General features: G+C 37.8%; 18 protein-coding genes. 8 read left to right on the forward strand and 10 right to left on the reverse strand.

Annotated features, from left to right (window positions below; translation table 11 throughout):
* Window positions 1-3: 3 nt before the first annotated feature.
* Genes K348_RS0107105 through K348_RS0107115 form a run of 3 tightly spaced genes read left to right on the forward strand, consistent with a single transcriptional unit; the run spans window position 4 to window position 1,522 of the window.
* On the forward strand, window positions 4-498 hold the full coding sequence (locus K348_RS0107105; RefSeq protein ID WP_029904270.1) for an RNA polymerase sigma factor: 495 nt from the start codon (window positions 4-6) through the stop codon (window positions 496-498).
* Window positions 498-1,052 carry a hypothetical protein gene (locus K348_RS0107110; protein ID WP_029904271.1) on the forward strand — a complete coding sequence of 185 codons (555 nt, stop codon included), beginning with the start codon at window positions 498-500 and terminating at the stop codon, window positions 1,050-1,052. The genes K348_RS0107105 and K348_RS0107110 overlap by 1 nt, the downstream gene beginning before the upstream one ends.
* Window positions 1,049-1,522: a DUF4252 domain-containing protein gene (locus tag K348_RS0107115; protein WP_029904272.1), complete on the forward strand. Its 474-nt coding sequence runs from the start codon at window positions 1,049-1,051 to the stop codon at window positions 1,520-1,522. The genes K348_RS0107110 and K348_RS0107115 overlap by 4 nt, the downstream gene beginning before the upstream one ends.
* Before the next feature lie 69 nt (window positions 1,523-1,591).
* On the opposite strand, the gene recA is transcribed toward K348_RS0107115, so the two are convergent.
* From recA to K348_RS0107140, 5 genes are all read right to left on the reverse strand, one after another.
* Window positions 1,592-2,614, reverse strand: coding sequence for a recombinase RecA (recA, locus tag K348_RS0107120; RefSeq protein WP_029904273.1), 1,023 nt, complete (start codon window positions 2,612-2,614; stop codon window positions 1,592-1,594).
* 21 nt (window positions 2,615-2,635) lie between these two features.
* The gene (gene bcp, locus K348_RS0107125) at window positions 2,636-3,103 is read right to left on the reverse strand and encodes a thioredoxin-dependent thiol peroxidase (protein WP_029904274.1); all 468 of its coding nucleotides are present in this window, start codon (window positions 3,101-3,103) and stop codon (window positions 2,636-2,638) included.
* Window positions 3,104-3,121: 18 nt separating this feature from the next.
* Window positions 3,122-3,658 (reverse strand): hypothetical protein, encoded by a 537-nt coding sequence (locus K348_RS0107130; protein WP_029904275.1) that lies wholly within the window; start codon window positions 3,656-3,658, stop codon window positions 3,122-3,124.
* Between the two features lie 52 nt (window positions 3,659-3,710).
* Window positions 3,711-4,292 (reverse strand): TIGR00730 family Rossman fold protein, encoded by a 582-nt coding sequence (locus K348_RS0107135; protein WP_029904276.1) that lies wholly within the window; start codon window positions 4,290-4,292, stop codon window positions 3,711-3,713.
* A 549-nt stretch (window positions 4,293-4,841) separates the two neighbouring features.
* Window positions 4,842-5,708 carry an AraC family transcriptional regulator gene (locus K348_RS0107140; protein ID WP_029904277.1) on the reverse strand — a complete coding sequence of 289 codons (867 nt, stop codon included), beginning with the start codon at window positions 5,706-5,708 and terminating at the stop codon, window positions 4,842-4,844.
* 457 nt (window positions 5,709-6,165) lie between these two features.
* Between K348_RS0107140 and K348_RS0107145 the strand changes: the two genes are divergently transcribed.
* Both K348_RS0107145 and K348_RS0107150 read left to right on the forward strand, forming a co-directional pair.
* Window positions 6,166-7,434 (forward strand): carboxypeptidase-like regulatory domain-containing protein, encoded by a 1,269-nt coding sequence (locus tag K348_RS0107145; protein WP_029904278.1) that lies wholly within the window; start codon window positions 6,166-6,168, stop codon window positions 7,432-7,434.
* A gap of 97 nt (window positions 7,435-7,531) precedes the next feature.
* Window positions 7,532-8,128: an ACP phosphodiesterase gene (locus tag K348_RS0107150; RefSeq protein ID WP_029904279.1), complete on the forward strand. Its 597-nt coding sequence runs from the start codon at window positions 7,532-7,534 to the stop codon at window positions 8,126-8,128.
* On the opposite strand, the gene K348_RS0107155 is transcribed toward K348_RS0107150, so the two are convergent.
* The gene (locus K348_RS0107155; protein WP_029904280.1) at window positions 8,129-8,866 is read right to left on the reverse strand and encodes an XRE family transcriptional regulator; all 738 of its coding nucleotides are present in this window, start codon (window positions 8,864-8,866) and stop codon (window positions 8,129-8,131) included.
* 185 nt (window positions 8,867-9,051) lie between these two features.
* On the opposite strand from K348_RS0107155, the gene K348_RS0107160 reads away from it, so the two are divergent.
* The 3 genes from K348_RS0107160 (at window position 9,052) to K348_RS0107170 (ending at window position 9,971) form a co-directional block, all read left to right on the forward strand.
* Entirely contained in the window at window positions 9,052-9,231 is a 180-nt protein-coding gene (locus tag K348_RS0107160; protein ID WP_029904281.1) for a hypothetical protein, read from the forward strand.
* Window positions 9,232-9,247: 16 nt separating this feature from the next.
* On the forward strand, window positions 9,248-9,526 hold the full coding sequence (locus tag K348_RS0107165) for an immunity 17 family protein (RefSeq protein ID WP_156032811.1): 279 nt from the start codon (window positions 9,248-9,250) through the stop codon (window positions 9,524-9,526).
* Between the two features lie 142 nt (window positions 9,527-9,668).
* Complete coding sequence (locus K348_RS0107170; protein WP_029904283.1) at window positions 9,669-9,971, forward strand: hypothetical protein; 303 nt, start codon at window positions 9,669-9,671, stop codon at window positions 9,969-9,971.
* A 62-nt stretch (window positions 9,972-10,033) separates the two neighbouring features.
* Here the strand turns inward: K348_RS0107170 and K348_RS0107175 are convergent, their stop codons facing one another.
* The 4 genes from K348_RS0107175 to K348_RS0107190 all read right to left on the reverse strand — a co-directional run bounded on the left by K348_RS0107175 (window position 10,034) and on the right by K348_RS0107190 (window position 13,777).
* The gene (locus tag K348_RS0107175; protein WP_029904284.1) at window positions 10,034-11,182 is read right to left on the reverse strand and encodes an esterase; all 1,149 of its coding nucleotides are present in this window, start codon (window positions 11,180-11,182) and stop codon (window positions 10,034-10,036) included.
* A gap of 18 nt (window positions 11,183-11,200) precedes the next feature.
* A complete protein-coding gene (locus K348_RS0107180) occupies window positions 11,201-12,247 on the reverse strand; it encodes an AI-2E family transporter (protein ID WP_029904285.1) in 1,047 nt (348 codons plus the stop codon).
* Between the two features lie 184 nt (window positions 12,248-12,431).
* Complete coding sequence (locus K348_RS0107185; protein WP_029904286.1) at window positions 12,432-12,842, reverse strand: DoxX family protein; 411 nt, start codon at window positions 12,840-12,842, stop codon at window positions 12,432-12,434.
* 71 nt (window positions 12,843-12,913) lie between these two features.
* Window positions 12,914-13,777: an energy transducer TonB gene (locus K348_RS0107190; RefSeq protein ID WP_051697685.1), complete on the reverse strand. Its 864-nt coding sequence runs from the start codon at window positions 13,775-13,777 to the stop codon at window positions 12,914-12,916.
* Between the last annotated feature and the right edge of the window lie 48 nt (window positions 13,778-13,825).

Consider the following 13,825-nt stretch of genomic DNA (forward strand, 5'->3'; position numbering starts at 1 on the left):
ATTATGGATACGGAATCTTTTAAGAAAGTATTTCTCCCGTATCATCAGAAATTGTATCGAATAGCTTATCGTATTTTACAGGATACGGCAAATGCCGAAGATGTAGTTCAGGAAACATTCATCAAATTGTGGAACAAGCGCGATGAAATGGATAAAATAGACAACACGGAAGCCTTTGCAATTATTATTCTTCGTAATAACTGTCTCGATTATTTACGCAAGACGAAGAACGATTACCATACCAACTATGATGCCGACATACCGGAAACCGAGTCGTTAGCAACACGGATAGAACTGGCAGATGAGGCGGTGCAGGTAAAGAATCTTATAGCACGCTTACCCGACCAGCAACGGCAGGTGATGATGATGAAACACTGGGATGGTTATTCGGATGAAGAAATAGAACAGGCCACAGGTATAAGTCCGGGAAATATACGGGTAATATTATCGAGAGCCAGAAAGACAATACGGGAACAATATATAAAAATACGACAGTGATGAAAACGGAAGAAATATACAGATTATTAGACGCTTTTTACAATGGGGAAACAACCGTTGAAGAAGAGCAGAGATTGCTGGATTATTTCAGCAGCAAGGAAATATCCGGAGAATTACTGGAAGAGAAGGAAGTTTTTCTCCGTATGTATCAGGCAGAAGATATAGAGGTTCCTGTAGGACTGGAGTCAAAGCTGGAAAATCTCATAGATAATCTTGCTAAGGAAGAAGGCCCGAAAGTTGAAACGAAGCCTCAACCAGCCAGAAAACGTCTGGTACTTTGGATAGGTAGCGCAGCGGCAACAATTGCCATATTGGTTTCTGTGACATTCTATCTGAATAACAAACCGGAAATAAGTAATCCACCGATAGCTCAGGGGCAAAATTTAAGTGAGGCGGATATGCAAACCCTGAAAGAGGCTCAGGACGCTCTTATTCTACTTTCGTCCAATTTTAATAAAGGAATGGAACAGCTCGGTGTAGTATCATCGAATCTGGATAAGACAAATGAAATATTGAATAAAACGCTTAATCGCACAAATGATAAAGAATCATGAAAACAAAAATAGTGATAACGATAATAATGCTTATATGTGGCTTTACAGGGCTGCATGCGCAGAAAGGTATGTTCGACAAATTGTCGGATAATGATAATGTATCCATAGTTTACGTTTCAAAAGCCATGTTGAAAATGATGCCTAATATGGAAACAGGGGGGGCAAATCTGAAATCTTTGGCGGGCAAACTCGAGCAGATTGAAATATACAGCAGCGAGAACAAAGATGCTATAACAACTATGAAAACGGAAATCGAAGGATTGACTAAGAGCAAGGCTTATGAAACTCTTATGGCTATAAAGGACAAAAAGGATAAGATTACGTTTTATGCCCATAAGGAGAATAATAACTTCAAAGACCTTGTGATGTTTATAAACGATCCAGAGGAATGTACCATTATACGCATTATGGGGAACTTTACAGCAGAGGATATTCAAAAGGTTATGGAAGGAGAGAAAACGGATAAATAGTACTCGATAATATGCAGAAAAGGCTCCGGGTTTACTCGGAGCCTTTATCCTCAAAGAAGATTTAAATCTTTATTTTTTATCCTGCAGTGCTGCAAATATCAAATTTTCAAGTTCTTCCGCCAGTTCAGGATTATCCTTTACAGTATCTTTGGCTGCTTCACGGCCTTGTCCGAGTTTCGTATCATTATAGCTATACCACGAACCGCTTTTCTTGATAATACCGAGATCAGCACCGAGGTCGATAATTTCTCCGGAGCGTGAAATTCCTTCTCCGTACATGATGTCGAATTCCGCTTTACGGAAAGGAGGCGCAACCTTATTCTTCGCTACTTTTACGCGGGTCTGACTACCTTTAACTTCATCACCGTCTTTCAGCTGGCCGATACGGCGGATATCGAGACGTACTGAAGAGTAGTATTTCAAAGCATTACCACCTGTAGTCGTTTCGGGTGAACCGAACATTACTCCGATCTTATCACGCAACTGATTGATAAAAATACAGGTAGTGCTTGTCTTATTTATAGCTGCTGTAAGCTTACGCAATGCCTGCGACATCAGACGTGCCTGCAATCCCATTTTCGAATCACCCATTTCACCTTCGAGTTCGGCTTTAGGGGTCAGTGCAGCAACAGAGTCAATCACAACAATATCGACAGCCGACGACCGGATCAATTGCTCGGCAATCTCTAATGCCTGCTCTCCGCTATCCGGTTGTGATATGTATAGGTTTTCCACATCTACACCCAACTTTTCTGCATAGAAACGATCGAATGCATGCTCTGCATCTATAATTGCCGCTATACCGCCTGCTTTCTGAGCTTCGGCTATAGCGTGTATAGCCAGCGTGGTTTTACCTGACGATTCCGGGCCGTATATCTCAATCACTCTTCCGCGAGGATAACCGCCTACACCTAATGCAGCATTCAGGGCAATGGAGCCGGTAGGTATAACTGCTATTTCTTCTACCTTGTCATCCCCCATTTTCATGATAGAGCCTTTACCGTAGCTTTTCTCTATTTTATCCATTGCTGCCTGTAGGGCTTTCAGCTTCTCTGTATTGGGCGCACCTTTCTTTTCTTTTTCTTCTGCCATTATTTTTTCTTCTTTAATTATTTACTTTACAATTGTTTTTAATATCTGTTCGCCATGTTCTTTTGTCTTAATCTCTTTAGGGCCGATAATCTTTTCAATAATACCGGATTCATCGATGAGAAAAGTGGTACGGAAAGTACCCATAAATTTACGTCCCATAAATGTCTTTTCGCCCCATACGCCGAATTCTTCAACAAGCTTTTTATTAGTATCTGATATTAGTGGAAACGGTAATTGCTGCTTTTCGATAAATTTCTTATGGGATTTCTGATCGTCTATACTTACCCCTAGTATATTATATCCGGCCTTTCTAAATTCGGAAAAATTATCCCTGAGACTACAAGCCTCAGCTGTGCAGCCGGGAGTGCTGTCCTTAGGGTAGAAGTAAAGCACTAGCTTTTGTCCTGAATAATCACTTGCCTTTATTTCTTTTCCGTCCTGATCTGTGCCCAGAATTCCCGGTATTTTATCTCCTATGTTTAATGCCATTTACTTCTCTCAATTTAATTATTTTATGTAAAAAGTTTTCTCATAGTCGGCTTTTTTTCTTCTAACTATGTTCCGCTTTTCTATAGCTTCATTATCCGATTCATTGAATGCTTTGCCTGCCTTATTGTATTCCGTAATATCGGAATTGGCATCAGCACCTAGTATTCCGTATTTCTCCAGCCGGCTTGTCTTTTTTCTTACAGCATCTATATAGTCGAGAACCGCAGCCCGATATTCTAGTCCGCCTTTGTAAACCGGCATTTTTAAAGTAGAAGTGCGGATGTCATCTATTTTCTCTAAAGATTCTTTTGCCGAATTATGTAAATCAAGATTAATTTCCTTGTCCCATACTCGTTGCACCATTGCTTCATACTCAGTATATACAATGTCTACATCTTTTATCATATCTATCAGGAAATAATTATAACCGTTTTTCGTGTCGATCTTCTTATTCCTTTCGATAGTTTGCTTGCTTACTTTTCTTTCCTGATTCTGTGCAAATCCCATAGTTGCCGAACCGAGTAATAAACACGTAATAAAAATAGTTGTCTTCATACTTGTCTAGTTTTAGTTTGCTGTGTTGTCTGTTATCTTCCAATTAAAAAAATCATGTTACTGTAGTTTCGAACCATTTGTCATTTTCTAATGGTACAAAACTTTCCATTGCATTCAATAATGCTTCTATGTCATTATCTACAATAAGGAGACTTCTGTATTCTTCTTTTAAGAAGCCCTTTGAGATCATCATCTCCGACATAGAAACTAACGGATCGTAATACCCGGCGGTATTTAATAATCCGATAGGTTTTTTGTGTAGTGCTAATTGTGCCCATGTTAGCATTTCGAATAGTTCCTCCATTGTTCCGTAGCCTCCGGGCAGAGCAATTATAGCATCGCTGAGTTCATTCATCATTGCTTTGCGCTCATGCATAGTCTCTACAATATGCATCCGGGTTATCGTTTTATGTTCGAGTTCTTTTTGTTTCAAGAATTCCGGTATTATGCCAATCACTTCGCCGTTTTCCTCAAGTGCGCCGTTAGCTACGGCACCCATAAGACCTACGTGTGCACCTCCGTAAATAATTCCATGCCCTCTGCGTGCTATAGTTTTACCTAGAAGTGTAGCTTGCTCGGCAAAAATGTTTTCATTTCCTGATGAAGAACCGCAAAATACGGATATATATTTCATACAATAATCAAATTTAAAGAAACAAATGTACCCGATATGCTTCTAAGAGCAATTTTGTTAAGATATATTTACCTTGTAATTTATCTTAACAAAGATAATAATAATCTGACAGAATAATAAGTAATCCAAGACCTGTTGAAAACTTTTATATTGCTATTTTTAATCTTTTAGTATATCTGTAGTATAGATAAAATATAAATATTGTGTGAACTTTTTTGTTGGGCTATGGGAAGTTTGTTTCTTGAAAGGTGAGATATTTCACAGTTTTTATTACTTTTGCTGCGATTTATTAAAAATAGTCAATTCGGGTAGTAATATCTGTTTTGATATAATTATGACTGAAAATGCAAAAAGTCCGCAAATTCCCTTCGCAGACTTTCCAACCTTAACACAAACTTTACAAAACTACACAATAATAGAGTTAAACTACAACCTAGTCAGGTTTTCATTTAAATAAATATATTCCTCATATATTTATACTACAAATGTACAGCAATTATAAGCGTTTGTTATTACAGATATATGCCTGCTTTTTCAGAATTCGTGCCTTTATTCAGCTTGGGATTTTGCAACGGCTTTTTTGCGTCTGATGCGGCCCGGAGTAATTCCGAAATGCACCTTGCAGAAGTCATTGAAATGGGAAGGTGAAGAAAAACCGAACTCGTCACTTATCTCCTTGAACGATTTTTCTGTACTATTTATCTGGTGATATATAGATTTCGAACGTTCGTCTTTCATCCAGTGGTATGCCGATACTCCAAATACTTTCTTGAATCGTTTCTGGAAGCCGGATAGGCTGTAATGGGTAAGGTCGGCAAGTTCTTGTACGGTCTTTGCTTTGTAGTGATTTTTTATTACCAGATCGGAGAATGAAATATCTTTGCTCAGCAACGGATAGAAAAATCCGAGCAATTCTCCTTTAGGGTAATAAGCTCTCAGTAGAAAATAAAATTCCTTTGCTTTTAGTTCGAAATAATAGGTACATTTCAGCCCGTCGCTCATGCATGTATCCAGAAAAGACAGATAAGACTCTACTCTTTCATTTATATCGAGATAATACAAATCAGGTATGAAGTCGTCTTTCTTCTCACGCAATAAAACATCGAGGGAGAAACAGTCGCAAAGTTGTTTGGTATTATGCAAACGGACTATAATTATGGTGCAGTCTTCTTCTGCCTGACTTGTGATCTGGCAGCCGGACGGAACCAGCATTATTTTGTTCTCGGATATTATCCTGTCTGAGAAATCGCTAAATGAGAAACTGAGAGAACCTTTAATGAGAAAGATAGCTTTGTTGTCAATAGTGAATATTTCCCATTTCTGACCTTTAGTCAAGTACATCTTCTCGATTGAAGGCCGGTCTCCTTTTTCGTAGTTATAGCAAGTCAGGTGTTCCCTTGGATATAATAATTCCATTTAGATTTTGCTCTAAGATTGTTTTATATAGCTTTGTCCTTTAATTACAATAGAGAGTGTCAGTGCCTGAGCATTAACTTTATTTATTTCGTATATACATAACATATTTGTGAAGAATACACAAAACCCTTTCGCAAATATAGATAAAAAATATAAGAAAAAGCATTAATTTAAGCTTCATCTATAAAAGTTATGAGCGATAGACTACGTCTATATATAAATAATGTAACAAATTTTATTTATAAAGTTAGTGTTTCCTTAATTTTTTAACAGCTATATACAGATTACATAAATCATCAAGTTTTACTTCTTATCTTTCGGTATTCCAATTATTTTTACTACCTTTTACACATAAATGATGCTACCAGTGAATCTCGGTTTCTAAGGTAAGACCGGCTCGGGGTCTTAATTAGATTTGATTGTATAGACTAAAGTATTTAATCAAAGAGAAACTAATATGAAAGCATATATTAAATCTACTACACGGATAATATCCTTTGTTCTCTCTTTTTTATTTGCAGTTTCGTTATGTGCACAGGTCGATATGGATTATACTACAATAAGTGGTGTGGTAAAAGACAAGCGCTCAAAGAAGAAACTGGAGTCTGTCAGTATATCCGTACCCGGTACTAATATAGGTACTGTGACGAACGAAGACGGGGAATTTGTTATCAAAATAAAAGAAGATGCAGCACCCAAATCAATAGAAATCTCACATATAGGATATGTAAATTATATTTTGCCGATTACGGAGAAAAGTATGGAAGATATAACTATATGGCTTACGGCAAATGAGAATGAACTGGCCGAAGTAGTTGTTCATCCGAATAACCCACGTGCTTTAGTAGAAGCGGCAATAGAGAAAATAGAAAGTAATTATAGTGCTGAACCCAATCGGTTGACGGGATTCTACAGGGAAACGGTAAAGAAAGGCCGTAATTACATTAATATATCGGAGGCCGTAATCGATGTTTATAAAACTCCGTACAAAGAAGATGTGAAATGGGATAAAGTGCAGGTATTCAAAGGACGGAAGCTTATCAGCCCGAAAGCCAGCGATACACTTGCCGTAAAGTTATTAGGAGGGCCAAATCTGTCGATATATCTGGATGTAGTAAAGAATAGCGAAGATGTATTGCTGGATATGGAAACTGTAGGCTATTACAGATATGAAATGCAGGCGCCTGTTATGATAGAAGAACGCACTCATTACGTCATCAGTTTCAGGCCGATAATAATTCTTCCTTATGCATTGTATAGCGGTAAATTTTATATTGACAAGGAAAGCCTTACTTTCTCAAGAGTAGAGTTTAGTCTCGATATGGATAACCGCCATAAAGCAACTCAGGCTATACTGGTGAAAAAGCCGGCTAAGCTACACTTCAAACCGGAAGAAGTTTCTTTCCTCGTAACATATAAGCAACGCGACGGACGTAGTTATCTGAACTATATACGTAATAATATCCGCTTTAAATGTGACTGGAAGAAACGTTTCTTTTTCTTTTCTACAGGATATGAAATCGTTTCGGAAATGGTAGTAACGGACAGAAAAAGTGAGGGCGTGGAAAATATTCCGAATAAGCTGGCATTTAAGCAAAATCATTCTTTATCTGATAAGGTAAGTGATTTCTCTGATGCAAATTTCTGGGAAGATTTCAATATTATCGAGCCAACAGAATCTCTCGAGTCAGCTGTAAATAAATTGAAGAAAAAGTATAAATTATAATATGAATTTGATTCTGCCTCTCTTTTAGAGGGGTTTCTTTTTGAGTATTGCCAATAAAAAAGGCTTATCTTTGCCCCTTATCAACTAGAAACAACATATGAATTTTCTGGCACATGCTTATTTATCATTCGGTGATGCCGATATTCTTATAGGAAATATGATTGCCGATATGGTAAAAGGCAGGCAGATAGAGCAATACTGTGACGGTATCCGTCACGGGATAACTATTCACAGGCATATAGATACTTTCACCGATAGTCATCCTGTTACATTGCAGGCAATGGAATTTTTTCGCGCGTCTGCCCATAAATATGCAGGTGCTTTTCTTGATGTGGCTTATGATCACTTTTTGGCTTTGGATGTGAATAATGAGCCAAAAGAAGGCTGGAAAGATTTTGCAGAGAAATGCTATGAGCAAATTAGCAAGTATGCAGATATTCTTCCTGCTAAATTTTGCAATATGTTTATGTATATGAGAAGTGAAGACTGGTTTTATAATTATCGCTACCACTGGATGATAGAGCGTAGCTTTACCCGATTACAGCAGCGCGCGGCTTATCTTCCCGAGGACTCTCATATGCTCATCTATTCTGATTTTGAAAAACATTACGATGAGATAAAAGAGAGTTATGCGCTATTCTTTCCTGAATTGAAAGCATATGCCTACAACCTTTATTTACAAAAGGGGATATAATTAAAAATTACTCGATACCCTTTGTACAATATTACATAATTGACAGACATCGTCCAGCTTCAGTTCGAAATCTGCATATTCCGGTGATGGATTCAACGAATGGCAAGTAATCGTACCATTATCCATATCCTGTGCGATAATCTGTTTGCAGAGAATCGTATTGTTAAGCACAATAATCCAGTTCGGGTAATCTTCGGTGTGCAGTTTGTTGCGCCAATGTTCCTTTGCCAGTTCGCGGGCAAGAACGATATCCCCGTCTGTCAGGCTTCGCTTCGAATCGTTATCCATACTATCGCCTTTTATTTCAAAAGCAAAATAACGTCCGTGTCCTATCTTATCGACAATAAAGTCAAATTCTTCGAATTCATCCCCTACGTATTCTACATCGCGCGACTCGTCTAGATATTTGGCATAAGCTTTTACTGGAATAAAAGGTACGCGCATACGAAATTTGCCATTCGACATTTCGTAGTAATGCAATCCCGATTTAGTGGTTAGGTAAGGTTCCTCACCGCGCATTTTCTCGGGACGGTTCATTTTTCCGGTACCGCTGGCAAGCCACTCTTCATTTACTTTGAAGTAATTGGCTAAAATAGCTATATTCGACTTATTAGGATTTGTTTTTCCCTCAATGTAATTGGCAATCGTCCCTTTTGTTATAGCAGTATCTTTCCAGATGCGGTAAGCAGTGACTCCGTCCTTTTCCAATAAATATTTTAATCTGTCTTTAAATTCCATATTCACTTTATATATTTAATAAGTCGTAAAGTCTAGTGTAAAAATGAGTTTTATTGGTAAATGTAGTAAAATATTGAATTGATTCAATGCGTTTTGGGTAAAGAATAATTATTTAACTGTCCGAAAAGCTATTTTTTAACAAAAACTTCCTTAGTTTTGCATAGATTGATATTCTGTAATATAAGATGGACGATAAAAAAGAAAATTCGAAATGGGGATGGATGCAATGGATGCTATTGATCACTATCGTATTAATGATTGTATTTGCAATTGCATATTTCTTTTTCGATTTACCGGTTAAGTTTATTCCAATTATATTTGTCTTTCCATTCTTCGGAGGTATATTCCGTAGAAAAAAAGAATAATAAACAACTGCATATCATGGATGACCTTGGTAACAAAATACAAAACTATTGTAGTCAAAACCCTATAATGTTTCCGCTGTTTTTAATGGCTATAGGAATCTTTTTCTTATTAGCTTGTATTTTCGACTGGAAAATTGTTTTCGGGGATGTAAACCGCAATACCTATAACTTAAGAAAAATAGACGGTATAATTAATATGTTTGGCCGGAAAACTGCGCGTGTGGTATCAGGCGTCGTAGCGGTATTTATTATTCTGCTTAGCGGTTTTATCATATTTATGATGTTGAATTCTTAGGTAAGAGCATGAGTATTTGGTCGTTTTTTTAACATTTTAGCTTTTTATTGATAAACAATAGCATTTGTTTGATTGTTATTTTAATAAATATCCTATATTTGTTAAACAAGAAATTTACTAATTCATCTAATTAAAATACATTATGAAAGGATTTATATTGGGACTGGCTGTCGGTGCACTAGGTGTATATGCAGCAATCAAGTTATCTGATGAAGAAACCCGCGAAGAATTGCGTAGCAAGGTAAGTAATGCGACAAGCAAAGCAAAAGCAGAACTCGACCATACGCTTATTGTAGGTAAGAGTAAAGCCTTACGTGCCGGTGTGCGTGCCCGTCAGGAAGTAAGGAAAGGTACTAAAAAGATAAATGAAGTTACTGCTGATGTTGCAGGAAAACTGGCCGGAGAATTATCTGATATTGAAGCAAAGGCGAAGGCTAAAGCTTAATATAAGAATATATAGTAAAAGAAAAGGGACTGAAATTTCAGTCCCTTTTCTTTTTTACCTTTTTACTTGAATAACAGAGGTACAAATTGTATCATGTAGTCGCGCCAGTTGCTCCATGTATGGCCTCCTTCACTTTCAACATAAGTGTATTTAAAGTCCATACTATCAAGTTTAGCACGGTAATCTTCTACAGCCTTATACAAAAAATCTGTTTTGCCAATGGCAATCCAGTATAGCTTATATCCGTTCTTCTTTTGAGCAGCTAATGCTTCATCTATATTTTGGTAAACAGGAGATCCTTCTTCCCTTGGTCTTGTTGCATGGGAAAAAAGCCCTACATAATCGAATGTATTGGGATAATAGCGTGATATGCCCATAGCATGGAAGCCACCCATAGATAATCCTGCAACAGCTCTGCCCGATTTATCTTTTATCACTCTGTAATTATTTTCCACAAAGCTTATTACATCTATAAAAGTTTCTTCCATCTTACCGTCCGATGTATGAGGAAGCCTGCCTCCGGGCTTGTAAAAGCCAAGGCTCGACTCTCCGGGTGCAGCCTCTTGTGCTACATTTCCATTAGTCATCACTACAATCATGGGTTTTGCTTTTCCCTGAGCAATCAGGTTATCCAGTATTTGCGACGTACGACCAAGGGCCATCCATGCTTCCTCATCACCTCCCATGCCATGAAGTAAATACAATACAGGATATTTCTCCTTGCCCGACTCATAGCCCGGAGGAGTATATATAGTGATGCGGCGTTCCATTTCGTTTCCCGGTGAGTAATACCAGCGGCGAGTAACCGAGCCGTGCGGAACCTTATTTACCTTGTAATAATCACCGTTTCCGCCGCCAATAATAAATATATTGAAAACGGTAGCTACATCTCTGTTGATATAGACATTGCTCGGGTCGATTGTTCTTAGGCTATCTACCCAGAAAGAATATCCATATAGGTTCGATGAAAGCGGAGCAGTTGTATGAGACCATACTCCTTTATCATCTTTATTCATAAAGATGCTTCCCTGTGTCCATTCACCCGTCAGTTTTACTTCTTTGGCATTTGGGGCATGCAGCCTGAATGTAACACTATTGTTGGGGTGTATTTCGGGTGAAACGATTTCCGATCCGCCCCATATGGCTTGTTGTGAAAAGCCGTTTGTGCATAAAAGTGTACTTATTAGAAGTACAAAGAGTGTTTTTTTCATAATATAATATGGTTTAGTCTAAGTGTGCTTGTTTAATGGATTTTTAGGTGCTGCGGTTTTATCATTCTCCAGATATCCCCTTTTGAAAATATCAATGAGCAATATAAACATCGAGAGGAATAAAGGCCCGAAAATAACTCCCCAGAAACCAAATACCGGTAACCCGATTACTACCCCGAAAACGGTTATCATCGGGTGAGTATTTGCTATTTTCTTCTGAAGTATAAATCGCAGCAAATTATCTACATTAGATATAACAATCAAAGAATAAGCGGCAAGTCCAAGAGCATTTACCCAGTCGCCCGTAACAGCCAAATATATTGTTAATGGCAACCATATAAACATGGTACCTATCAAAGGAATAATGGTAGCGAAACATGTCAGGAATCCGAAGAGAATAGGGTCGGGGACACCGAATAAAATATAGCCTGCAGTAGCAAAACCACCCTGTATGGTAGCCAGTAGTGGAATTCCCAGCGCATTCGATTTGACCATGACTTTTATCTCGAGCAATACATCCTTTTTATTTGCATTATTAAATGGCAGTAATTCATAGAGATAGGCTTCCATTCCTTTCCCGCCTATCAGCATAAAATAAAGGACAAATAGTAATACGACGGAATTGACAGCAAAACTGCTGACACTGCCTATGAGTATCTGTCCGATTTTAGGCAGATATGCGGCTGCGCTGACAAGGTTATCTGTATTAAGCATATTATAACCTGTGCGTTCCTTCACCATTTCGGCAAATTTCTGAATCTCTGCAATAGTAGAAGGTATGTTCAGATTTATCCCCTGTATTTCTTCAATCAGCAGCCATACTGCAAAAGCCAGTGGTATGAGGAAGCACATCACTACCTCGATAAGTATAATGGAAGCTGAAAGATTTTTGCCGAATTTTTTTTTCTCGGTAAGATGAAACATCTGTTTTCTTACCAATATATATATGGTGGTTGCTCCGAGTATTCCACTGAATAAAAGAGAAAAGTAGTGAAACAGAATCACTCCCATAAAAAGGATTATGGTTATGAGCGAGTATTTCCAGTATTGTTCTTTGAATGTCATAAAAGCCTGTACATTGAGGGTTGTTAATCTGCTAAGTGATTCTGTTTGTATTTAACACAAAAAAGAACAAATAGTTTTCTAATCCGATTGTCAAATTTAGATAAATAATTATTGATATTCTATATAATGTGTATGAAAAACGGCTGACACATTTTGCGACAGCCGTATATCGTTAATTTGAATATCAATCCCATATTTTTTTGCTGCTCAGTGCATATCGTCCGGCTCCGGTAAAGACAAGTACGACAGCACTAAAGAAATACAGAGCCTGCAATTCTATAGTCCAGCCTCCGGATTCACTCAGCGTAAATATGTCACTGCTGTGAGCAATAGCTACTGCAATTATCATGTTGAATGCAAAGACGGCGGCGGCAACACGTGTTCCTACTCCAGCAATAATAAAGAGCGGAGCCACTACCTCACCTATATATACACCATACATGATAAAGACCGGAAGTCCGCTGGATTCGAGCATTTGCCCTATTCCGTCTGCACCATGCATAAGTTTTGCAATACCGTGAAGCAACATGAGTATACCTATACTCAATCTTAATATAAGTAAGCCTAAATCTATATTTTTTTCGAATATTTTCATATACCGCTTTCGTTTTGATTACAGTATATGAACAATGAAATGTTAATAATGTTCACATTTCATAAGAAAAGTTATCTGGGTAGTACAAATGGCACGGGTATCATCACCTCCATTGCAGTCGGCTTACCGTCACGCATTCCCGGTATCCATTTAGGCATTTTCTTTATAAGATAGAATGCTTCTTCGTTACAATCTCTGTATATTCCCTTAAAGAGTGCTATCCGCAATATTTCACCGTCAGCTGATATAAGGACATTGTATAATACGCGTCCTTCTATTCCCATTTGTATGGCTCTTTTCGGATATTTTAAGTTCGCTTTTAAATAGGCTTCCATGGCCTCTTTACCCCCGGGATATTGTGGTGTTTTATTTAATAAAGTATCTGTTTGCTGTGTAATATTATCAGATGAGGCTAGCTGATTGCTTATTTTATTGTCTTCCGGTTTGTTGCTCGATGATCCGACAAAAAAGTCGTCGTTCTTTTGCTCTGCTCTCATTTCTTCGGCACGCTTTAGCAGTTCTTCATCTATATTGAAGTTTACAGATAGCTTTTGTTCCGTATCTACGGGTTGGCCATTTTGGGTAGCGGGTGTCCATGCGGGCATCATTTGCAAGACACGTATGACTTCTTCATCCGCCATAGGATCAAATCCCCTTGTTATTTCAATATTCTTAGCTTTACCGACTTTGTCAATTGTAAACCTGACATCTAAATCGCCCTCCATTTGAATTTTGATGAGTATGTAAGGGTATCTTATATTACTTGCAAGAAATTTATATAATTCGTTATCTCCTCCGGGGAACTGCGGGGCAACAGTATTAGTTTCCGCGACCGGTGAGGGAAGAAGTTTTGCCGTGATGCCGTTTTGTGCAGTAGTATTTATCAGGCAAGTTATTAATATGACAATTGTCAATATTATAGCTTTAATTTTCATCGTCAATTTAGTTTCTCTTCAAAAAGTTGAATTTAATATAATTCATTA

Origin of the sequence: Prevotella sp. 10(H) (assembly GCF_000711235.1) — a bacterium.
Classification (GTDB): Bacteria; Bacteroidota; Bacteroidia; order Bacteroidales; family Dysgonomonadaceae; genus Dysgonomonas.

Excerpts from the sequence above, each read along its gene's own strand:
- K348_RS0107170 (WP_029904283.1), top strand. The coding sequence starts at position 9,669 with ATGAAAGGATTTATATTGGGACTGGCTGTCGGTGCACTAGGTGTATAT.
- K348_RS0107175 (WP_029904284.1), bottom strand. The coding sequence starts at position 11,182 with ATGAAAAAAACACTCTTTGTACTTCTAATAAGTACACTTTTATGCACA.
- K348_RS0107140 (WP_029904277.1), bottom strand. The coding sequence starts at position 5,708 with ATGGAATTATTATATCCAAGGGAACACCTGACTTGCTATAACTACGAA.
- K348_RS0107105 (WP_029904270.1), top strand. The coding sequence starts at position 4 with ATGGATACGGAATCTTTTAAGAAAGTATTTCTCCCGTATCATCAGAAA.
- K348_RS0107110 (WP_029904271.1), top strand. The coding sequence starts at position 498 with ATGAAAACGGAAGAAATATACAGATTATTAGACGCTTTTTACAATGGG.
- K348_RS0107130 (WP_029904275.1), bottom strand. The coding sequence starts at position 3,658 with ATGAAGACAACTATTTTTATTACGTGTTTATTACTCGGTTCGGCAACT.
- K348_RS0107135 (WP_029904276.1), bottom strand. The coding sequence starts at position 4,292 with ATGAAATATATATCCGTATTTTGCGGTTCTTCATCAGGAAATGAAAAC.
- K348_RS0107185 (WP_029904286.1), bottom strand. The coding sequence starts at position 12,842 with ATGAAAATATTCGAAAAAAATATAGATTTAGGCTTACTTATATTAAGA.
- K348_RS0107165 (WP_156032811.1), top strand. The coding sequence starts at position 9,248 with ATGGATGACCTTGGTAACAAAATACAAAACTATTGTAGTCAAAACCCT.
- K348_RS0107160 (WP_029904281.1), top strand. The coding sequence starts at position 9,052 with ATGGACGATAAAAAAGAAAATTCGAAATGGGGATGGATGCAATGGATG.
- K348_RS0107145 (WP_029904278.1), top strand. The coding sequence starts at position 6,166 with ATGAAAGCATATATTAAATCTACTACACGGATAATATCCTTTGTTCTC.
- K348_RS0107190 (WP_051697685.1), bottom strand. The coding sequence starts at position 13,777 with ATGAAAATTAAAGCTATAATATTGACAATTGTCATATTAATAACTTGC.
- K348_RS0107155 (WP_029904280.1), bottom strand. The coding sequence starts at position 8,866 with ATGGAATTTAAAGACAGATTAAAATATTTATTGGAAAAGGACGGAGTC.
- bcp (WP_029904274.1), bottom strand. The coding sequence starts at position 3,103 with ATGGCATTAAACATAGGAGATAAAATACCGGGAATTCTGGGCACAGAT.
- recA (WP_029904273.1), bottom strand. The coding sequence starts at position 2,614 with ATGGCAGAAGAAAAAGAAAAGAAAGGTGCGCCCAATACAGAGAAGCTG.
- K348_RS0107180 (WP_029904285.1), bottom strand. The coding sequence starts at position 12,247 with ATGACATTCAAAGAACAATACTGGAAATACTCGCTCATAACCATAATC.
- K348_RS0107115 (WP_029904272.1), top strand. The coding sequence starts at position 1,049 with ATGAAAACAAAAATAGTGATAACGATAATAATGCTTATATGTGGCTTT.
- K348_RS0107150 (WP_029904279.1), top strand. The coding sequence starts at position 7,532 with ATGAATTTTCTGGCACATGCTTATTTATCATTCGGTGATGCCGATATT.